This window comes from Motilimonas eburnea, assembly GCF_021295345.1.
Classification (GTDB): Bacteria; Pseudomonadota; Gammaproteobacteria; order Enterobacterales; family CBDFNC01; genus Motilimonas; species Motilimonas eburnea.
The window spans coordinates 189,250-210,210 of sequence record NZ_JAIMJB010000005.1 but is presented as its reverse complement, the minus strand read 5'-3'; the positions used below and the strand labels follow the sequence as shown (position 1 = coordinate 210,210).

At 45.5% G+C, this 20,961-nt stretch carries 23 protein-coding genes; 13 read left to right on the top strand and 10 right to left on the bottom strand.

What is annotated here, in order from left to right; translation table 11 throughout:
* Positions 1-259: 259 nt before the first annotated feature.
* Positions 260-2,236, top strand: coding sequence for an alkaline phosphatase D family protein (locus K6Y21_RS06965; protein WP_233071060.1), 1,977 nt, complete (start codon positions 260-262; stop codon positions 2,234-2,236).
* A gap of 14 nt (positions 2,237-2,250) precedes the next feature.
* On the opposite strand, the gene K6Y21_RS06960 is transcribed toward K6Y21_RS06965, so the two are convergent.
* From K6Y21_RS06960 to K6Y21_RS06930, 7 genes are all read right to left on the bottom strand, one after another.
* Positions 2,251-2,631 carry an MmcQ/YjbR family DNA-binding protein gene (locus tag K6Y21_RS06960; protein ID WP_233071059.1) on the bottom strand — a complete coding sequence of 127 codons (381 nt, stop codon included), beginning with the start codon at positions 2,629-2,631 and terminating at the stop codon, positions 2,251-2,253.
* A gap of 377 nt (positions 2,632-3,008) precedes the next feature.
* Positions 3,009-3,272 (bottom strand): nicotinamide mononucleotide transporter, encoded by a 264-nt coding sequence (locus K6Y21_RS06955; RefSeq protein WP_233071058.1) that lies wholly within the window; start codon positions 3,270-3,272, stop codon positions 3,009-3,011.
* Between the two features lie 10 nt (positions 3,273-3,282).
* Positions 3,283-3,801 (bottom strand): methylated-DNA--[protein]-cysteine S-methyltransferase, encoded by a 519-nt coding sequence (locus tag K6Y21_RS06950; RefSeq protein ID WP_233071057.1) that lies wholly within the window; start codon positions 3,799-3,801, stop codon positions 3,283-3,285.
* Positions 3,802-4,355: 554 nt separating this feature from the next.
* On the bottom strand, positions 4,356-5,153 hold the full coding sequence (locus K6Y21_RS06945) for an ABC transporter permease (RefSeq protein WP_233071056.1): 798 nt from the start codon (positions 5,151-5,153) through the stop codon (positions 4,356-4,358).
* Positions 5,154-5,701: 548 nt separating this feature from the next.
* The gene (locus tag K6Y21_RS06940; protein WP_233071055.1) at positions 5,702-6,010 is read right to left on the bottom strand and encodes a hypothetical protein; all 309 of its coding nucleotides are present in this window, start codon (positions 6,008-6,010) and stop codon (positions 5,702-5,704) included.
* A gap of 227 nt (positions 6,011-6,237) precedes the next feature.
* The gene (locus K6Y21_RS06935; protein WP_233071054.1) at positions 6,238-7,545 is read right to left on the bottom strand and encodes a protein kinase; all 1,308 of its coding nucleotides are present in this window, start codon (positions 7,543-7,545) and stop codon (positions 6,238-6,240) included.
* A gap of 204 nt (positions 7,546-7,749) precedes the next feature.
* The gene (locus K6Y21_RS06930) at positions 7,750-8,439 is read right to left on the bottom strand and encodes an HAD family hydrolase (protein ID WP_349629474.1); all 690 of its coding nucleotides are present in this window, start codon (positions 8,437-8,439) and stop codon (positions 7,750-7,752) included.
* A 132-nt stretch (positions 8,440-8,571) separates the two neighbouring features.
* On the opposite strand from K6Y21_RS06930, the gene K6Y21_RS06925 reads away from it, so the two are divergent.
* Complete coding sequence (locus tag K6Y21_RS06925; RefSeq protein WP_233071053.1) at positions 8,572-10,347, top strand: M61 family metallopeptidase; 1,776 nt, start codon at positions 8,572-8,574, stop codon at positions 10,345-10,347.
* On the top strand, positions 10,348-10,620 hold the full coding sequence (locus K6Y21_RS06920) for a hypothetical protein (protein ID WP_233071052.1): 273 nt from the start codon (positions 10,348-10,350) through the stop codon (positions 10,618-10,620).
* Positions 10,621-10,654: 34 nt separating this feature from the next.
* On the opposite strand, the gene K6Y21_RS06915 is transcribed toward K6Y21_RS06920, so the two are convergent.
* Together K6Y21_RS06915 and K6Y21_RS06910 are read right to left on the bottom strand one after the other, a co-directional pair.
* Complete coding sequence (locus K6Y21_RS06915; RefSeq protein ID WP_233071051.1) at positions 10,655-10,969, bottom strand: hypothetical protein; 315 nt, start codon at positions 10,967-10,969, stop codon at positions 10,655-10,657.
* A 16-nt stretch (positions 10,970-10,985) separates the two neighbouring features.
* On the bottom strand, positions 10,986-11,867 hold the full coding sequence (locus tag K6Y21_RS06910; protein WP_233071050.1) for a LysR family transcriptional regulator: 882 nt from the start codon (positions 11,865-11,867) through the stop codon (positions 10,986-10,988).
* Between the two features lie 124 nt (positions 11,868-11,991).
* Between K6Y21_RS06910 and K6Y21_RS06905 the strand changes: the two genes are divergently transcribed.
* From K6Y21_RS06905 to K6Y21_RS06895, 3 genes are all read left to right on the top strand, one after another.
* Complete coding sequence (locus K6Y21_RS06905; protein WP_233071049.1) at positions 11,992-12,372, top strand: DoxX family protein; 381 nt, start codon at positions 11,992-11,994, stop codon at positions 12,370-12,372.
* Positions 12,373-13,317: 945 nt separating this feature from the next.
* Positions 13,318-13,662 carry a hypothetical protein gene (locus K6Y21_RS06900; RefSeq protein WP_233071048.1) on the top strand — a complete coding sequence of 115 codons (345 nt, stop codon included), beginning with the start codon at positions 13,318-13,320 and terminating at the stop codon, positions 13,660-13,662.
* 13 nt (positions 13,663-13,675) lie between these two features.
* Complete coding sequence (locus K6Y21_RS06895; protein ID WP_233071047.1) at positions 13,676-14,305, top strand: DUF1294 domain-containing protein; 630 nt, start codon at positions 13,676-13,678, stop codon at positions 14,303-14,305.
* Positions 14,306-14,374: 69 nt separating this feature from the next.
* On the opposite strand, the gene K6Y21_RS06890 is transcribed toward K6Y21_RS06895, so the two are convergent.
* Complete coding sequence (locus K6Y21_RS06890; RefSeq protein ID WP_233071046.1) at positions 14,375-14,602, bottom strand: type 2 periplasmic-binding domain-containing protein; 228 nt, start codon at positions 14,600-14,602, stop codon at positions 14,375-14,377.
* A 339-nt stretch (positions 14,603-14,941) separates the two neighbouring features.
* Here K6Y21_RS06890 and K6Y21_RS06885 point away from each other — a divergent pair, with 339 nt between their 5' ends.
* The 7 genes from K6Y21_RS06885 (at position 14,942) to K6Y21_RS06855 (ending at position 20,935) form a co-directional block, all read left to right on the top strand.
* Positions 14,942-15,913, top strand: a complete 972-nt coding sequence (locus K6Y21_RS06885; RefSeq protein WP_233071045.1) for an NHL repeat-containing protein — start codon at positions 14,942-14,944, stop codon at positions 15,911-15,913.
* A gap of 18 nt (positions 15,914-15,931) precedes the next feature.
* Entirely contained in the window at positions 15,932-16,414 is a 483-nt protein-coding gene (locus K6Y21_RS06880; protein WP_233071044.1) for a GNAT family N-acetyltransferase, read from the top strand.
* A 49-nt stretch (positions 16,415-16,463) separates the two neighbouring features.
* The gene (locus K6Y21_RS06875) at positions 16,464-17,789 is read left to right on the top strand and encodes an SAM-dependent methyltransferase (protein ID WP_233071043.1); all 1,326 of its coding nucleotides are present in this window, start codon (positions 16,464-16,466) and stop codon (positions 17,787-17,789) included.
* A complete protein-coding gene (locus K6Y21_RS06870) occupies positions 17,782-18,756 on the top strand; it encodes a methionyl-tRNA formyltransferase (protein ID WP_233071042.1) in 975 nt (324 codons plus the stop codon). The genes K6Y21_RS06875 and K6Y21_RS06870 overlap by 8 nt, the downstream gene beginning before the upstream one ends.
* A gap of 4 nt (positions 18,757-18,760) precedes the next feature.
* Positions 18,761-19,363, top strand: coding sequence for a phage tail protein (locus tag K6Y21_RS06865; RefSeq protein ID WP_233071041.1), 603 nt, complete (start codon positions 18,761-18,763; stop codon positions 19,361-19,363).
* 61 nt (positions 19,364-19,424) lie between these two features.
* The gene (locus K6Y21_RS06860; protein ID WP_233071040.1) at positions 19,425-20,039 is read left to right on the top strand and encodes a phage tail protein; all 615 of its coding nucleotides are present in this window, start codon (positions 19,425-19,427) and stop codon (positions 20,037-20,039) included.
* Between the two features lie 71 nt (positions 20,040-20,110).
* Entirely contained in the window at positions 20,111-20,935 is an 825-nt protein-coding gene (locus tag K6Y21_RS06855) for a sulfotransferase family protein (protein WP_233071039.1), read from the top strand.
* The last annotated feature ends 26 nt before the right edge of the window (positions 20,936-20,961 follow it).

The window sequence follows — 20,961 nt, the reverse complement described above, 5'->3', positions numbered from 1 at the left end:
GCGCTAACGCAGTAGAAATGACCAACAAACGCTGTCCTATGGATTCGGCTAAAAGTGTTTTGTGCGTCGTTGAGCAGTATTTACTTAGAATGCTAAGCTACACACTACTCGCCTTGCCCAAAACGCTTTTATCTCGAACAAAAATTAACCACCAAAGGTCAACAGGCCCTAACAACATCATATCAAGTTTGGGGTGAGCATTGAGTAAAGAAATGCAAACAGATTGGCTAAATACCTTGGTTAATGCGTAAGCTAGATCATGCTCATCAATAATGTTGAGGTAGCGATGGCAGAAACGTCTATCCCGCTGGTGTTAGCGGGCCCCGTGATCAGAAGAGTCACCCCTGAGCGCATCACGCTCTGGTTGGCCACGACCGAGCGTGTGGATATGTCGCTGTGTTTGCTGCCTTGTGGTCATAACCCGCTTCATCTTAATCGCGAGCAAATGGGGCAAGCTAGCCAGGTGATCACCGCGGGCGAGCATTTATATTTTTACCTTATTGACCTTAAGCTACCCTCTACACTACCCGAACGAGTCTGGGTTGAATATGACCTTAAGCTGATCTCAGCAACCGGCTCTCACCCTTGGCAAGATTGGGCGAAAAGCTTAGTTTATCCCGGCCAGCGCTATCCCGGTTTTATGATTAAGCCTAAGGTCACAGGTTTGTTGCATGGCTCATGTCGTAAACCCCATCATCCGAGTGGCGATGGTTTGCTGGCAGCAGATAATCAGCTAGCGCAATGCTTTGTCACACAGCAAGCTGGCCAAGTTGATGTGGTGGCATGGCCGTCACTATTGATGCTCAGTGGTGACCAAATTTATGCCGATGACGTGGCCACACCTATGCTGGTGGCTTGTCATCAGTTGATCCGCCGCTTAGGTATATTCAATGAGCCTTTCACCCATGCTGCCGTTGGTGATGCTAGGCTGTTACATGGCGACCAAGCCCATTACCTCAAGCGCGAGCAGCTCTTGCCCGACCTTGACGATACCCATGCGGATGACGCAATTGCCGCGCTGTTTAAAGCCGTGAAAAAGCCAATTTTTACCTCGGATACGGCCCATAACCATCTTATTTCATTGGCTGAGGTGCTGGCCATGTATCTGCTGGTGTGGTCCCCGACGCCTTGGCGGTTGGTCGATATGGCTATGCCGCAAGGGCTAGATGATGCGCAGCAACAAGCTTATACAGTAGAGCGTGACACGCTCCGCGGCTTTGTGGCCGGGTTAGCCAAGGTGCAAAGATTATTGGCGCACTTGCCTTGCGCCATGATGTTTGATGATCATGATGTCACCGATGATTGGAATTTAACCGCGGCTTGGGAGCAAGCGGCCTATGGCCATCCTTTCTCTAAACGCATTGTGGGTAATGCGCTACTCGGCTATTTGATTTGCCAAGGTTGGGGTAATGCACCAGAGCAGTTTAGCGAACCCTTAATGCAGCAAGTTCAGCAGGTCTGTCGTCGGCCCGGCACAAGCCAACACGATAAGTTAATTCAATCCTTGCTGGATTTTGACCGTTGGCATTATCAGTGGCCCACCCAACCGGCGCTGGTGGTGCTGGATACCCGCACCCATAGATGGCGGTCAGAGCGCAACCTTAATGCGCCGTCTGGGCTAATGGATTGGGAGGCGTTGACCGATTTACAGCAATCCTTGCTCGGTAAAGAAGCGGTGATTTTAGTCTCTCCGGCTCCCATGTTTGGTGTCAAACTCATCGAGGTGATCCAGAAAGTATTCACTTGGCTAGGCAAGCCTTTGATGGTGGACGCAGAAAACTGGATGGCCCACCCCGGGGCAGCTAATGTCTTACTCAATCTTTTTCGCCATTCCAAAACCCCGCAACACTTTGTCATCATATCGGGTGATGTGCATTACTCTTTTGCGTATCAAGTGCAGTTACGAGGGCGTCAAGGTGGCCCCGATATTTGGCAAATTACCAGCAGCGGTATCAAAAACGAATTTCCAGCCAAATTGTTAGACGTGTTAGACAGGTTGAATCGCTGGCTATACGCACCGTATTCTCCCTTAAACTGGTTTACGCGTCGTCGCCGGATGAAAGTTGTGCCCCATCGTCCCAAGCATGGCGCTAAAGGTGAGCGTTTGGTGAATGCTGCGGGGATAGGTTATGTGGCATTGCATCCAGATGGTTCGCCCGCAAAGGTCAAGCAGCTGTGCAGTGACGGTAAAGATATCGCCTTCGAGTTAGATGAAACCGAAGCGAGGTGGGAATAGTTAGCGGTTTATACTCAATCTTGATTTAAGCCTAACTCACGTTGTTTCTTCTTGGTCAGCCCAAGGGAAACCAAGCGGTAGGACTCCTTAAGGTAGTAAGTCAACGCCTCATCTTTTTCTGGCGCATCATCAATTTGTTGGATCCACTTCATGCCACGAGAGGCCATATAAGGCGCAGGGCGATAACCTTCGCTATGACTTAAAAAATCAAAATTCAAATCCGAGGTTTTGAACACATAAGCGGGTAACTCACTGCCATCATCGCGTTTTGGCCCCCAGCCACCAATTGCAAACACCTTGCCGCCCACCTTCCAAACATCGGCACCACCCCATTGCACTACATGACTCGTTGCGGGCATCGCGGCACAAAATTGGTTAAATTCATCCCTATTCATATCTTTATCTTCTTGAATTCATGGATTACGATACCTGCGCGCCAGCATAAAACATGGGCCTTGGCAGAGTAAGTGTATGGTTAACAAAGTAAGAATTAGGGCTGATGTCGAGAGTCTTGCCGCTTCATTAGGCCAAAACCATGAACATAAAATGGCTAAGAGGTAACACGCTCCACCTATGACAGGAAAACCAGAGCGGTATTGTTTCTTTACCCAACCAATCGTGCCATAGAGCAAGGTGAGTAGATCGAAAATTAGGCCAAACGCAATCAAAATGGGGGCGATTGTAGTTAAGTTGTTTATTTTATTACCCTCATCTCTATGGTTTAAATGCATTCAAAACGGTTGGCGAGCCACCAAATACCGATAACTTGGAATCACTTATTTTCAGTTTCACACTTATTGATGGAAACTTCCGGCTGTGACCACTTTACCAGCGCCCGTACATTCATGGTGAAAAAAATCACATTGGCCATCATCATCGCCATACTATCACTGAGAAAGCCAATCGCGATCCAAGAAGTATTGCCACACATCATTAAGATGAACCCTATTTTATTCTTGTTACCGATTTGCCAAATGGCTAAAAAGGTCAACACTAAAGCAAGCCAATCAATGCCGTGATACTGCCAAATATCCATTATCTTCCTGTTATATAAATAAGTTCTGTTCGAGCTCTAATAGCTTTTTCTTCATAGTTAAGCCGCCGCCATAGCCAACGAGTTCGCCATTGCGGCCAATAATGCGATGGCAGGGCACGATAATGGCTAAACTGTTTGCGCCATTGGCTGTACCCACCGCCCGCACAGCATTTGGATTATTGATGGCCTGAGCTAAATCCAAGTAACTGGCCGTAACGCCGTATTTCACTTGCATCAAGGCTTGCCAAACGGCCTGCTGAAAATCACTGCCCACTAAAAGCAGAGGTAAATCAAATTCACTGCGCTGACCAAGAAAGTATTCCTCCAGTTGCTCAATTGTTTGATTAATAACAGGATCGTCTTGCTCAACAAAGTCAGCCTTAAGGTGCTTCCTGAGCCGACTATCAACGGACTCGCGCATTTTTCGATAACGAAAGTCACATAAGCAAAGTTGGCCTTGATATACGCCGATGACGAATTCAGCGTAAGGATGTTTGTAATATTGAATACTGATCTGATTGTGATTCATGTTAGCTCATCTTTAGCGCTGTTGGTCATGAGTGTAGCGGCCTAAGGCTCGCCTGAATGAGGTGGAGCGCGTTAGCATTATGTGACCCAGAGTATAACTAATTAATAAAACTAACATTATGTATGAGAACAGATAAGTAAAATTATCCACTAGAGTGAAAACGGTTCCATTTTCGTTCGATTTCACATTCTGAGTAATTTCGGATTAGTGGCCCAATAAAAGCCTGAAATGATAGTTTTTCACTATTCATCATATAATTAACACATGCGACCTAGCTTTTTAATGCTTTGGCATTAACTGCCCGCAATTCAATTATCGACTTAATTGTATGTTTTTAAATGTCTTTTATGAGAATCGATACAATCGATTTCGTGGTTTTGTCGGGGTTGTGTCACTTGGCTCATTAATCATATGCTCTTAACCACTTGTCACACCAAGCGTTACAGCTCTGACGTTACACTTTTGAGCACTGAGCGCTTGGACTGTCTTGGGAATGGCTTGAAGACCCAGAGCACGAACCCACTTTTTTGGCGGCTTAACCAGCCGCCATTTTTTTAGCTTTTGTCCTGAGTTGAAATCATTACTCGCCCCTGCCGATTGATGCATCTATGCACCAGTAACAACAAACATAAGCTGGTAGAAATACTCATCATTACCCAAATGGCTATCATAATTAGCAACTGATACTTGATCGCGACCATAGGGCTAGCGCCGCCCAAGATTTGCCCCGTCATCATACCGGGTAAAGAGACTAAGCCCGTTGTAGCCATGGTGGCTAAAATGGGAGCCAAGGCCTTTTGTAATGCGCTTTGAACAAAGCTCTTGGATGCTTGTTTGGGCGTTGCCCCTAGAGCTAAGGCCCCTTCATACTCAGACCAGCGATTTTCAAAGGAGGTAAAAAAGTGCTGCAAGCAAATGATGTTGGCCGTCATGCTGTTTCCCAGTAGCATGCCCGCAATCGGGATAAGGTATTGCGCGTCGTAATAAGGGGAGGGCTCAATAATCGCAAACGACAGCAGGGCAAGTAGCGGCAAAAGCGCCACCATCAAAGCGCTAACGACAGGGAAAAACAGCGGTTTAAGCGGCAACTTGGCTTTATCAATAATGGCACTACAGCCCACCAGTAGCATCACCCCGAGCCACAGTAAGTTTAACCACAAGCTATTAATTTCAAATAAAAAGGCTAGATAGGCCCCAACTAGTACTAACTGCACCGTCATACGCAGCAGCGCCACCATGGCTTCCTTGCCTATGCGCAATTGGTATTGCCAGTTGATGGCAAAAGGGAGCAGCAAGGTTAGACTAAACAACCCCAGCTGCCACCAAGCGATATCAATAGAGTGTTGTGACATGGTCTAAGTTGTCATGCGTTCAAGAAGATAAAACAAGCATAACAACAGATGGCTGAATCTGGTATCAGCTTATTCATTCCTGAGTATGAGCGGTTTTTAAACCGCGAATGAGCATGCATTTCGGTGTGTTAATCACTCTTTCGCGATATAAATATCGCTTCTACCCACGCGCAATGACTCGTGGCCGCAGTCATGCCAAGTTGTATGGACAGCCAACATAATCAGTCTTTTTCACACTCATTGTCATTATGATTGACTATTCAACCAGCTATCGATTTGGTCTTTATTCAAAAGGTGTGGGCTAATCGCTGGCTCTGCTGGGTTTAGGACAAAATGGCCGACCAACACAACCATTACCCCTATCAGTATTAATAGTGCAAGTTTGCCAAATATATGTAGCATAATCATGGCTGGTGTGTATTGCCATTGCATTCTTAGCTGCTGGCGGTAAGTGCTAGACAGTAGGTATTTTAATGGTCTGCTTACAGCGGAAACAATGAAGAGGCATGCCTCGACCAACAGAGCCACTAAGCTGAGAAACAAATCCATTATTTTGGAATCGTCGCTACAATTGGGTTGGTGAAACTAAGCCGTGAGCCAGTGAATTTTACTTGTTTTGTTTTCATTGCTGTAAACAGTTCTTTTCGCACCTTTCTCATTACAATCAGTCGTAAAAATAGCAAAGCAATTATCGTCATTCCTGCATAATCGGACAGCGTCACCTCACCTGGAATGGAAATGAAATGGTCAATCACCGCATAGAGCAAACTGAGGCCAATAAATATATACAAGGCATGAGGCTTAGTAATAATTTTGATTTCGGTTTCCGTTTCTATGCGCTCATAGAAAATCTTCATATTTTCTTTCTCGACTAAATGCAAGTGAATAAGTTGCGATATAAATCAAGTCTATACTATATCTTTCCTGCCATTTAAATTGCTCCTTTTATGCCTATTACTGAAGGTCCGAAAAGCGTTTTGTTGCCGTGATCTCAGTTATCTCTTTGGTTTGGCATCAGGAAGGAAGTTATGTAATGTTCAATTTGGTAGTCACAGCCTTCTTTCCTGCGGTAATACCATGCTTGCTATTCATTTTGCGTTAGGTCATAGAGCAAGGTCTTCAATGTAGAGAAATTTGGTCTCTGTTCAACTTGATTGCTAACACACTGCGCGGCTAGCGCACGTAATTTGCCTGTTAAGATCGGAGCTTCTGCTGTCACTAACCCCAATAAATCATCCAATAGACAACCAAATGCGCGCACCTCTATGGCTTCCATCGCGGTTTGTTGCTCTGGGGTGATGTGGTTAAGGTGAGTGGCGGCGCCAAAATCACCAAATAACACCTGATTTTGCTCATTAATTAAGATGTTATGGGCATAGATGTCGCCGTGGCTGACGCCTTGTTGGTGCATATGGGCAAGGGTGTCGGCCATTTGTTGGCCGATAAGGTGAATTTGGCTTGGCGTAAACTGGGTGCCATCGGCAAAGGTGTCACGGGTACAGCTTTGTAATGAGGGCGGTGAACCTAAGTTGGTATAGTTGGCGGGGATCAACTCCATCACTAATGCCAGCTGCTCTGTCTCATCAACCTGAGCCAACACCTTGATTAAATTAGGATGAATACCGGTAGTGAGGCAGCAATCTAGTTCGTCACTGGGGTAGCCGTCACTGGTAATGCCGCCCTTAAATACCTTAACCGCGACCTCTTTGCTCGGCTGTTGATTTAGTTGAGCGCGATAAATAACACCGGATGCGCCTTGCCCGAGCACTTCGCCTAATTGGTATTGCGCTGGGCTGATATTGGGTACGCTCGCGCTTTGGCAATGTTCGACATGGCTAAAGGGGTTACCCGAGAACGCCAGCCAAGCCAGCTTTGGCAAGGTTAACAACCAATTAGGCAGGGCAACTAAACGGTTGGCCGACAGGCGCACTAACTCTAAATTATGGCAATTGGCCATGGTAGCGGGCAGTTCGGTGAGCTGATTGCCTGCAAGCGCTAGTTTTTGTAGCTGATGCAACTCGCCCATACGCGCTGGCAGCAGTTCAATTTGGTTGTCGGTTAAAATTAACCAGCGCGTTTGCAATGGTAAGGATGCGCCAGATACTTGTTTGATCTGATTGGACTTAAATCCAATCATTTCAAGTTTAGGGCAGCGACCTAGTACTTCGGGTAAATGGTCGAAACAGTTATTAGAGGCAAAGATAATCTTGAGTTGATGCAGCTGGTCGAGATCATCTGGCAAGCTAGATAGCTGATTATTGGAGAGATCGAGAATTTCTAAGCTGTCGGCTAGGGTGAATATTTCACGTGGAAACTCGGTTAAGCCTTCGGTGAGTTGCAGGCGTTTGCAGCCAATGAGTTGACCTGATTTGAGTTGCGCTAATGTGTGCACCGAACATGATCCCTTAACTGTAAAAGGGCGCCATGATAGCCGAAGTTGGGGATGGGGTGTAGGAGAGGTGGGTATTGTGGTGCAAATGTTGTTGTGGGAGCCGCAGTTATGCGGCGATTAATTGATAGCCTTTCGCGGAATAAATTCCGCTCCCACAAAGCTCCATTAAGCCCCATCTTCCCGCAAAACCAATACTGTAACTAATTAATTTTGCTTTAATACCACCAACACCTGCTGCAATGAAGGCGCGACTTGATGGCCAAGAGATAAGGTGTTGGCATCGGGCTGGGTTAAATCGGGAATTTGATACGCCATCATGTTGGCCGCCACGGCGGCGCGTACTCCGTTGTTTGAATCTTCAAAGGCCAAACAATGCTCGGGGGCGATGCCCAGTCGCTGCGCCGCTAACAAGTAGATATCCGGAGCGGGTTTGCCGTGCACTACTTCGCAACCCGTTGTCACTTGGTCAAAATAATGGTCGAGCTGTGCCAACTGCAGCTTAACTTGAGCCACTTCTTTGCGGGTAGAGGTCGCCACCGCGATGGGGATTTGATTGGATTTAAGCCATTCAAGGAGCTCGATGACGCCGGTTTTAACCGGAATCGCTTGATGCAGCACAATGGCGTTATAGCGCTCGCGCCAAGCTTGATGCACCGCTGGGTAATCTGCACCGTAAAAATCACGCAAAATTTGCTCAATTCCCGCCGCATTACGACCAATAATGGAAAGGTAAGTGGTTTGATCAAACGGCACTTGCAAGTGCTGACACGCTTGCTGAAATACCCGCATACATACGCGCTCGGTATCTAGCAGTAATCCATCCATATCAAAAATCGCGGCTTTAAAATTCATTGGCTTTGTCATCTTGGTGAATGCAGAGGCATATCGTCCCATAATTAACAGCCTTAGGGTATAGGCATGAGTAGATACAGGCCATCTAATGAGACGCTGCGCTAGGCCATTGCTAAGGCCGGCGCTTTTTGGCAGCATGACGCCCTAGTAACCTGCCTAAGACACGGAGTTTTCATGCATTATCATATTCATGCCATCGATCCTAAAGCGCATTTATTTGCCGTTACCCTGACCATAGACGCGGCTCAAGCACAACAAGTGTTGTACTTACCTGCGTGGTTGCCGGGCAGTTATATGATCCGTGATTTTGCAAAAAACCTCATAGGCCTAGCGGCGCAAGATGGCAATGGACATACGCTGGCGTTAACCCAACTCGATAAGCAAACTTGGCAGCTAAACAATGCTAGCGGGCAGGTACAAGTGAGTTATCACGTGTATGCGTGGGATTTATCGGTACGCACCGCCCATTTAGACACCAACCATGGTTTTTTCAATGGCAGCAGCGTGTTTTTGGCGGCCAAGGGCTTAGAGCAAGCTCCGCATTATGTCACCATTGCCGCGCCAGCCTTGGCCGAATTAGCCGATTGGAAAGTGGCAACCAGCATGACGCGCACTGCGGGTGAGCAATTTGGCTTTGGCGAGTTTAGTGCCCCTGATTACGATGACTTAATCGATCATCCGGTGGAAATGGGCGATCTCACCATCGAAACTTTTATGGCCTGCGGCGTGCCTCACGACATCGTCTTAAGTGGTAAACACCGTTGTAATATGGCGCGGCTAAAGCAAGATCTGGGCGCCATTTGTGAATACCAAATCAAGCTGTTTGGCACCCTTGCACCCTTTGAGCGTTATGTGTTTATGACCACCGTGCTGAGCAATGGTTTTGGCGGCTTAGAGCATAAGGCCTCAACGGCGCTGATGTGTTCTCGTGGCGATCTGCCCACCTCGGCAGATTTAAGCTTCCCAGCAGAAAAGGGCTATCGTACTTATTTGTCTTTGTGTAGCCACGAATACTTCCATAGCTGGAATGTGAAACGGATTAAGCCGGCAGAATTTACCCCGTTTGACTTGTCGCAAGAGGCTTACACCCAGCAGCTTTGGGCCTATGAAGGCATCACCTCATATTACGATGATTTTTTGACCTATCGTGCGGGATGTGTAGATCAAGGCCAATACCTCACCATGCTGAGCGAAATTGCCACCCGTGTTTATCGTGGCCAAGGTCGCTTTAAGCAAAGCCTGACCGATTCCAGCTTTAATGCTTGGACCAAGTTTTACAAGCAAGATGAAAACGCCGCTAATGCCATCGTCAGCTATTACACTAAGGGCGCTTTGTTCGCCCTTTATCTTGATCTGACCATCCGCAGCGAAAGCCAAGGCCAATATAGTTTGGACGATGTAATGCGCCAGCTTTGGCAAGACTACGGTCTCACGGGCAAGGGCACAGATAACCTCAGCCATCAGCGCATAGTGGAAGCCCTATTGGGCCGCCGCTGTGACGATATTTTTGCTTACCTGCACAATACCGATGATTTACCGCTGGCCGAGCTATTGGCAAAAGTGGGCGTCACCATGACACTGCGCAGCAGCAAAGGTAGCGCAGATCAAGGCGGCGCAGGGGTAGAAGGTGACAAAATTGGCTTTGGCGCACGCACCAAGGCAGAAGGTTTTGGTTTGCGTGTACTAACCGTGAATCAAGGCAGCCCAGCCCATCAGGCTGGCCTCAGCGCGGGAGACCTACTCATCGCAGCGGATCAGTTACAAGTGGGCAGCCAATTTGAGCAACAATTACAAAGCTACCCAGTGGGCGCGGTGATCACGCTACATTGGTTCCGTCGTGATGAATTAATGCAAGGCGAACTGCGGGTGGCCGAAGCGGTGAAAGACACCGTTAGCCTAAGCATCAGCGATGCTGAACTAGCCAAACTATGGTTGGCGCAAGGAGAATAAATGAAACCAACACAATACGCCGCTTGGGCCAAGCTCAGACAGCAAGGGCGCAACCGCTATATGCTCATCCACGGTATGCTGATGTACGGCTTGCCGCTGTTTGTAGTGATGTCGTTTATTGTCAATCAACCCTTTGCCCAAGGCTACACCATGACAGCCGTGGCCATTCACCTAGGCGTTTGGCTATTTGTCGGGCAATTGGTCGGCTTAGTTAACTGGCTGATCAATGAAAAGCGCTTCGCCAAGGCGAGTGGGCGGCAAGGGGATAAATAGGAGCGAGAAATAGGCTGCATTAAAGCGGTGCAGTCTAGTTTTTATTCGGTTTGATGGCGGCAAATAACTTACTGCTAATCCACCATAAAGTAAGGGTGTTAATGGCCAACCCTAAGCTCAGCAGTAATAAGCTGATGCTATTGCAAATCCAAGTGTTGGCAAACTCATTACAAGTTTGGCTTAGCTCTATGCCAAGGAAGCCCCAAGGTAGAGTTAGCCATAGCAGGAAAAAATGTGCATCATACAACTGATCTGCAATCTTTAAATCGAGCAAGGATGCCAACAGCCAAAGCAGCATATAAGCAATAGGTAAGAATATAGCTGCGATGAATAAATGTTTTGCTTTCATGGTCACTCCTTTAGTCTTAACTTTTTCCCAAACTCCGCCAAATAAAATCGGCCACCGGCCCTAGCACTTGGTTTTTCCTTTTTACGATAAAAATGTCGCCCAGCAGTTGGTTGCGAACATCTGTTAATTCAAGTTGTTGTAACTGGCCTAGTTGCAGATCTTGCTCGATGAGGTAGTGAGGTAGGCGGCCCCAGCCGACCGCGGCTTTGATCAGCTGATATTTATCCTGCATATTATTGACGTATAAGCGCCGCTGATCTGGGCTGACTCCCAAATCTTTATTGCCCGATACGCTGCCCGTGTCTTGTAGCACTATTTGCAGCTCGTGTTTTAACTGCTCACGACGGGTGAGGGGAGCAAATTGGGCCGCTAGGTGAGGGGCGATCACATTGATTAGCTCTAACTTATCGATGGCGACAACCTCTAAATCTAAGGTTTCAATTTGCAGGTTAGGCAGGGCGCAGATGGCGAGCTGGGCTTGTTGTTTTGACAAGGCTTCAATCGCACCGGTGACATTGTGTTGTTTTAGCACCAGTTGGGTATTGCCATAACGCTGCTGACACTGGCGGATAACCGGGGCCAAACGGCGACTATCAAAGTTGCTGTCAAAGGCGAGGGTGACGCTGTTTTCTAAGCCCTGCTGTAAGTGTCGACTGAGCTGCTTAAGGGCGCTGGCGCTATCGAGCACCTTTAGGGCGTGTTGATATATTTGCTTACCTTCCGCGGTCAGCGCCAAGCGGTATTGGCTGCGATCAAAAATCGCAAAGCCAAATTGCTGCTCTAAATTCTTAATGGCTTTGCTCAGCGCGGGCTGGGTTTTATGTAAGGCCTCGCTGGCCAGCTTTAAGCTGCCCAACTCTTGCACGCTTTTTACGATTTGTAATTGATCTAAGGTCATCTCGGTCTAACTACAGAAGTATTTTTATAACTATAAGTTAATAAGAAGCTGAAAAAGTATCAATTTTAATTAAGTTTGCTGGCGTTACCATGGCTAAATATTTAACCAAACAAGGAAGCTAGCGATGAGTAACAAGATGAGTAAAACCAAGCAAATGGCGTTATACGCCGTGATGGCATTAACCACCCTGGCCTTTGCCGGTGCTGGGGTGATGAAGCTAATGGGCACGCCCGAGCTACATGCATCCTTTACAGCAATGAAACTGCCGGTATGGTTTGGCTATTTTATCGGCGCGGCCGAACTGGCAGGCGCCATTGCCATTTGGTTTAAACGCACGGCCATTTACGCCGCCATTGGCCTTGCCATCATCATGCTGGGCGCGGTGTATTTTCATCTGGTTTACACCCCTGTGGTCGCCGCTATTCCTGCCCTAGTGCTGCTGGTGTTTGCCGCTGTGATAGCACTCAGTAAACGTTCGCAAGCCCAGCTAAGTCAGATAGTTTAGATCTGACCCAGATGGGAGCGGTTTTTAAACTGCGAAATCATTAGCTTATAACGCGCTGTTTCGCGGAATTAATTCCGCCCCCACAATAGTACTCGCCGTTTTATAAAAAGTTCACATTCGTTACCACATGCCTTATGCTCTTTGCATATTTTGCAGCGTGGCAGCATCCCAAGTAGCCATTCAAATCTATAAGAGGATGTTTAGTGATGCCTCCGTTTCAATTTTTTTATACATCATAACAGCGATTCATTGACGTATTTGGATGTCCACTCTGCGAGCTTTGCCGATGAAAAATCTCAGCTAGTAGAACAAGGCTTTGAAGTTGCAAATAATCATTACATTCAAGCAAGTTCGGCTGAAGAGGCGCTCAAACTGGTTGCCTAGCCACAATTAGAAGCACTGGATAATTACGGCTTTTTAACTCAGTCCATGGCAGGCATTTATGAGCTAGCCAAGGAGCAAATAAACAAGGTGCGTAAATAAAAAGAAATGATCTTGTCAGAGGTGAAAAAATGCCCCGCGTGCGGTGAACATGGGATCGTCAGTTGGCGACTAATCTGTGCCGCAGTAGGCATCCCTTATCTTTCAAACTGCGCTAGCTGTGGGCATCGTTTTGCTGTTAGTAAGTTATGGCAGCTAGTGGCTGTATTGATTGCGCTGGTGAGTTTTTCCCTCGCAGTGGGGCTTAGCATAGCTTATCAGAGTTTTGTTCCCTATCTGATAATCATGGTCGCCATGGCTTTCTTGGCCATCATCTTGATGAGGTTTGCTGAACCTCTTACTCCCAAGGCTCATACATTAGCCAGTCCTTGGGTGTTTTTGATCTTTACTTTGTTGATCTTATTGCTGTTTACACTGCGACAGTTGACTTGCTAGGTACTATCTCGTTGGCACTGCAACATCTCCAAGTAGTGGCGTGCGGCTATTTTATACTGGAATTAAAGCGTGATAGAAAAACTAAAGGGATATGTTTTCAAGGCGATACTACTGGTGTTTAAGGTTGCGCTAGCCCTTGTTTTGGTCGTTATTATGTTTGCAGGCTTAGCTTTTGGCTTAGACCGCTATTATCGCTCTCCATTGCAAAGGTTCTGTTCGCAAGTTGAAATAAATAAGCCAGTTAGCGATGGGATCGCGCAGGCGGAACAGCATGCGTTTTTGGTATTCGACCAGCGGGATAAACACGGCAAAGTGGGTATATTAAATCATCAGCCGTTTTATTTTCGCTACGAATGTGCGATCACTGTGGTAGATGATGTTGTCACTCAAACAAAAATGTTGGTAGCAGATTAGCTTAAGGATGAGTATGAGATTCCAAGGAAAAATAGCAAACTGGAATGACGATAAAGGGTTTGGGTTTGTTGAGCCGAACGGAGGCGGAGACCGAGCATTTGTTCATATTAAGGCTTTTAATCCTCGTTCAAGAAGACCCATTGATGGTGAAGTTATTATTTATGAATTAGTGAGAGAAAATGATCGTTATAAAGCAACTAACGTCAAATTTGCTCGGGATGCCAAAGTATCAGGAAATCGCAGCAAAAAGAAAGAAAGGGGAAGCCTCGGTACATTTTTTGCCATTTTATTTTGCTTAGTGCTTTTTACAATGGCCACCTTTGGCAAGCTCGCGATTGTTGTTACGAGCTTATATCTGGTGATGAGCTTTATAACGTTCGTCACCTATGCAATGGACAAGTCGGCAGCACAGAAGGGACGTTGGAGAACGAAAGAGAGTACATTACATTTGTTATCTGCTTTAGGCGGGTGGCCAGGCGCTTTTATTGCTCAACGAAAGTTACGCCACAAGTCGAGTAAAGTTGAGTTTAAAAGAGTGTATTGGGTGACCGTTGTATTAAATTTAGGCGGTTTGTTTTGGCTTCAAACTGACCAAGGCATGGTTATTCTTCACCAAATCGCTTCCATTTGGATGGGGCGCTAGCTAAATGTGACTCAATAGTATGCTAAAACGAGAAAAATTTAGTTACGATTGGTTTGCTGAGCTTCAAGTCTAATCTCGATACGGATGCCCTTCAAGCCAAGTCTCCAAAAAACCTATGAAATACTTGACCTTAGGTAGTGTGTATTGGCGCACAGGGTAGAGGGCGAATAGGGTCATGGAGGGTTTGCTGGCATCATTGAGGATGTCGACCACCTCACCTGCTTGCAGGGCGGGGTAACAAATAAACCTAGGGATATAGCCGATCCTAGCCCTTGCTTGACCATTTCCAGCAAGCATACCTAGCTGTTCGCTTTTAGAGGGCTGGTGATAGGGACGGGTGTATCGCCCCCTGGCCAGAGGTGTTTGTTGTTTTGACTAGGCTACAATTGGCACCAGTGACATTATTTCTATTTATTATCAGCTTCTTATTGCCTAACCCAGTTAGCTACCCGCCTTTGCTGTTGGATGTGGGCGTGAAAGGTTGACCCATACCTCACTATTTATGTGAAAAAAATGTAAAGTTTAACTCTTTCGTCTAATCTTGAAATCAGGTTTAGCTATTTAGCGATCATCCCTTCGGCTAAGTCTTAGTGTGTACTTGACTAAGTTACAATCACAATGACTAGAGGATAGGCAATGAAAAGAAGAGAGTTTATGCAAGGCAGCGCTGCTTTGGCGGGATATAGCAGCATACCTTTTACCAGTATTCTTGGCATCAAAGGTGTCAGCGCGGAGCAACTTAGTGCGCTGGGTGATTCTTCTGGTGAAGCTTCAGGGGAGCAAAGCCAGGAAGCTGCTGAATGGACTCAGGATATAAGCCATAAAGAAGAGCGCTTTTTTGAGTCTGTCAAAGACACATCTTCAATTAATTACCGCATTGAAAATAGAAACATCTTTATCACACCTGCTGGCGAGTTTATAGCCAGCCGAGAACACGGCATTAGTAGTCGTGCTAGCTGGGATCCTGCAGTTGAAGACTTGCCAGAAACTCAGATTTCTAATGGACTGTATTACCTGCCCATGGCCATTGCCAGTAATTCATATGGACAATTTTACGTTATTTATGAGTCGGGTAAAGGGGCCATCGTTTTTGATACAAATAGATTGAAGATAGGTGAGCTACGCGTTCCTGAAGACTATGGTTTCCTATCCGGCATTGCAATCGATGGTGATGACAATATTTACCTAGCTGACTCTGGCAAACACCGTATCTATATGTTTTCTCCTGGTGGAGAGCTGATACGAATCATAGGTAAGTTTGGCATGGGTAATAAGGGGCTTAATGGCCCTAGTGAGTTAACAGTGGATAGCCAAAACAGGTTGCATATCCTTGATAAGGGCAATCGACATATCAAAGTGTTCAATCGTCAGGGAGAGTTAGTTTATCAATATGGGCAAACACGCTTAGGTAAAGAGCGCTCTTTTAACGATATCCTTGCTATCGAGGATGACCTTTTTGTAAGTGACCCTGTCAATAATCGAGTCTGGGTATTTAACCTGCAAGGGAAGCTCTCGGCTAGTTTTGCTCCAAGAGACCATTTACTTAAAAGGCGGACACCCAAGCGTTTGTCTGTCGACAGCCAAAATTTACTTCACATCCATCTTTAAGCTATTGCTGGAGCCTGAGTGATAAATAAATCTGATATTTCGCTTCGCGCTTATAAAGATGCAGATAAGCCGTTTTTACGTGACTTATATTGTATGTCTCGAGACTACGAGCTTGAAAAAGTAGGCGTACCTGAAAGCTACGTTAGGGACTTCTTTTGTCAGCAATTTGAGTTGCAGTTTAAGTATTATCAAAAAAATAACCCTAATTCAGTTAGCAGTATTGTTGAATATAAAGAAAAAGAAATAGGCTGGCTGCTTGTAAATAAAGAGAAGGGTAAGCCTTTTCATATTATCGATATCACCCTGTTGAGACATCATAGAGGTCTAGGCATTGGTAGTTATTTAATCAGTAGTTGTATAGAAAAATCCAAGCTAGCGGGAACGGCCATAACCCTTAATGTAAACAGGTTTAACCCAAGTAGGCAGCTGTATAAAAGGTTGGGGTTTATGGAACTTGATTCGAAACAAGATTATATATTGATGATAAATCAGAGTGATTAGGTTTATTGCGCAACTAACAAATAAATGCGAAATGTAGAAGGTGAGTAAAGTGCAAAGGGAATTAAATAAAAAAGAGGCTAACAAAATATTTGATGCTCACGTCGAACAGTTAGACTCAAAGTTTCAAGCTGGGGTTTTAAATCAACTTTTACGAGAGCAGCTAACGCCTACTCCCAGAAGTGAAATCTCTCAAGTTAATGAGAAAGAAAATGAAGTAGATAATATTCCTAGTGCAGCAGTGTTTGCAGTTGAAAAAATATTAAACAAAACCTGGAGCCACCGCAGTGAGCTACACTCAAGTTTAAGTGCGCTATTTTATCTTCAGAAAGAATTTTATCAAAATTTGAATATCGATGAAGAAAGCAGGAAGCTGCAGTATATCTCGAAAAGTGGGCTAGTGCTCTCGTCAGACAACTGCATCACCACTTTATTAGATGATTTAAGAGTTAATGCTTATATACGTGGCATAGATCAGGCTATTCGAGCTATGTTTGATAAGCAAAAAAATATTATTCATTTGGTCTATCCTGCTTGTGGGCCGTTTGCGCCTTTACTTTTCCCTTTACTAGCTTATTACAAGCAGAAATCCCTTTTTACCTCCCAATTAAAAGTAACTTTGATTGATTTGCAAGCAGCTGCGGTAAAGACATTAGAGGCTCTAGTGTTGGAAATGGGGGTAGAGGAGTATATTCAGGATATCCTCTGTCAAGATGCTTTAACCTACCAAGCCCCGGAGTCGAGCATCGACATTTTAGTACTTGAAGCCATGCAACACGGATTTAGTCGCGAAGGGCATTTTTCAATTGCCAAGCATTTTTCCTCTATGGTCTGTGAAATGGGATACATGATCCCAGAAAAAATTTGTGTTTCTGCAGTGCTTAACAGAGCGCAGAGGGAGTATGTAGACCAATGGAAAGATGCAGATGAATTGTCTCAGCAAAATATGGATTTAAGCATACAAGCCGAGAGAGCTCATTTGGGTGAAATCCTGTCTTTGACACGGCAGAGCTTAAAAGACCTGCCTGAACGAGCGTTAGATGAAAATACCACTTTGATTGAATGTGGCAAAGTTAATATTCCCTTGATGCCAAAAAATGGTGATGAGCAAACCTTGCTTTTATGTACTCAGATACAGGTTTTTAATGATGAATATATCAGAGAATATGACTCCGGCATCAGTCATCCACTTCCCGATCAACAGGTGTGCATTAACTTTGTGCCAAAAGACGATAGGCCGGGAGACTTGTTGCTAAAAAGTGGGGATGGGATCCAGTTTTTTTATCGGCTAAATGGGCTACCAGGTTTTTTAGCTACTTGGTGTGAAGGCGAGAACAGCGCCACATTGAAGTTGAAGGGAGCTGCTGTTTATGACTAATTTTCCATCTGGAGTGGTGAAGGTATTAGTCTTTGCGGCCAGCCCGTTAGCAGGACCAAGTATTAATATGCTGGCGCAACAAAATAAGTTGGCAGGGGTTGTATTGACAGAAGAAGTGGACGCATTTTCTTACCAATTGGAAAACTGGTTACAAGAGATGCAACTTCCTTTCTTAAGATTCAACTCTGCTCAACCAGATTTGTTATTGCAAAAGCTAATGCTGTGGGAAGTTAATTTGGCCATTAACTTTAGTTTTCCCCAGGCGCTGCCTCAGCAGCTGCTGGATATGACTGCTTTCTACAACTTCCATCCCGCGCCGTTGCCAAAATATCAAGGTCCTATGGCTTTATATTGGCAAATTCGCGATGGCCAAACACAAACGCAGCTGACGTTACAAAAAGCCAATGTTGAAAAGGGGGAAGCTGATATAGGAGCTACTCTGGATATGCCAATTCACCCTCTTGATACACTGCAATCTCTGCAAGGGAAAGTTGCTCAGCAAGTGCCGCAACTGCTCTATCAATTTATTGAAGAGTTAGTGCAAAAGGGTGAAACCTTAGTACCACAACAAGGTGAAAGGAGTCAGGCTGCCGTAGTGCAAGAAGCCGACCTTTATGTTGATTGGTTAACTATGACAAGTGAGCAAATTTGCGCGCTAGCCAGAGCAGGAAATGCGCATCTAGGAGGTTGTATTGTCAAATTGGGACAGACTCCAATTAACCTGTTACAGGCGACAGCTGTAAAGCATCCGACTTTTGGTGTGAACCCCGGCACCATATGCCATATAGGTGAGCCTCAGGGTGTGATAGTTGCAACTAAAAATGGAGCGTTAAGGCTGGATATTCTGTCAAATGCTGACGGCGTTTTTAGTGGACTGAGCTTTACTGATCGATTTGGTGTTAATGCAGGAATGGAATTTTCGTCTGTGGGTATAACAAACCAATATAAATGTATATACGGAGGATAAATAGATGCCAGTACCTTTTATAGGCGAGGTTGATTTATACGGGTTTAATTTTGTACCACAAGATTGGGCGGAATGCACCGGAGCCGTTATTCCTATAAGTCAGAATCAGGCGCTGTATTCACTACTTGGTACTATGTATGGCGGAGATGGGCGCAGTACTTTTGCCTTACCTGACTTACGGGGAAAATTGGCTGTGAGTATGGGCGAGATGCCGGGCAGTCAGTTTAACTGGAAAGTTGGCCAGAAAAGGGGATCGGAAACCCACACATTGACGGTACAAGAAATGGCTGAGCATGCGCATGTGGCTAGTTTTACCGCGAGTGGTGGCAGTGCAGTTGATATTCAGGTGTCTACTGATGCAGCTACGCAAAATGTCCCTACAGCGGGAAGTTATCTTGCGGCAAATGCTGCCCAGTCATTCTATGGAGCTAATAGCGGAACCGCTCCTGTTTCATTAGGTGGCATATCGGGAGGCGGTGGGGGGAAACCTGAAGGTACTGTTACCGTATTGCCTACTGGAAGTAATAGAGCATTTAGCATTATGGAGCCAATTCAGGTACTGAATTATTGTATTGCCATGCAGGGAATTTTCCCTTCGCGAAACTAAATAAACTAATAATTTAAGTTGTTGTATTGATGGGTATAAGCAAAGAATTAAGGAATTATTTATGTCAGATCCTTTTATTGGTGAAGTAAGGCTGTACGGTTTTAATTTTAATCCCAAGGGCTGGGCATTTTGTGCCGGTGCATTAATGTCGATCGCCCAAAATAGTACGTTATTTTCATTGTTAGGCACTATCTATGGAGGGGATGGTCGTACCACTTTCGCTTTACCCGATTTACGAGGTCGCTCGGCGATGAGTAAAGGCAGGCATCCGGGTAGTGCCTTTGATTGGCGAATTGGTACAGCTGCAGGGACGGAAAGCCATGCCTTAACTATTTCTGAAATGCCAAGTCATAGTCACACCGCCACATTTACTTCCACTGGTGGCGGAACTGCAGCTCAAGTATTGGTATCTACGGATAAAGCCACCCAAAATGCCCCGTTAGCAGGCTCTTATCTAGCGGTTAATAAAAATGGTCGGCTTGCTGGAGAGGAGATTTACCGTGAGAATGCCGGTACTGGTACGGTTGCATTGGGTGGGGTTTCCGGTGGTGGTAGTGGTGGGGGGACAGTTACTATTGGTACTACAGGAAACAATTCCCAATTTTCTATTATACAACCTGTATTGGCACTTAATTATTGTATAGCTACGATAGGTCTCTATCCGCCACGGAGTTAATTGTAATGATGGCTTGGTTGCTTACAATGGCAACCAAAAAATAACTTTGGATGGTTAAAAGTATACTAAAAATGCAACAAGTTCACTTTATTTCAGGTTTACCTCGCTCCGGCTCTACCTTATTGGCCGGCATATTGCGGCAGAATCCGGCTTTTCATGCAGCCATGTCTAGCCCTGTTGCTGGATTAATTAATAGCTGTCTGGAGCAAATAGGTGCAGGTGGAGAGTTTTATACTTTCTTCGATGAAGAGAAACGAAAGCACATGTGTCAGGCGATATTTGATGCGTATTACAAGGACAAATCCGATCATCAAATTGTATTCGATACCAATCGACTATGGACGGCGCGTTTACATCAGCTGGAAGAGTTATTTGGTGATTTTAAGGTGCTTTGTTGTGTGCGAAATCCTGCTTGGATCATGGATAGCTTTGAACAAATTTACCGTAAAAACCCCTTTGATTATAGTCGTATGTTTAATCCACAAAACAGGCAAACAGTTTATTCACGCTGTGAGTCCTTGGCCAATGGAGCTGGTGTTGTGGGAAGTGCCTGGAGTGCGCTAAAAGAAGCTTATTACGGTGACCAGTCTGAACGACTATTACTGATTGACTATGATCTTCTGGCACAACACCCTGAGCGGACGTTGGATCTTGTATATAAGTTTATTGGTTTGCCAGCCTATTCACATAACTTTGAACAGCTCGATTATCAGGAGAGTGAATTTGATCATACTCTAGGGGTGAAAGGGCTTCATAAGGTAAAACGTAAAGTAGAGTATCAACCAAGGCGAACTATACTGCCTCCGGATTTGTTTCAAAAATACAGCGAAATGGCTTTTTGGCAAGATAAGGCAGGAACCTCGGCTAGCATTATCGCCCCGAAAACAATCATTTAATTTATAAAGTACTTTCAGGCTGTGCC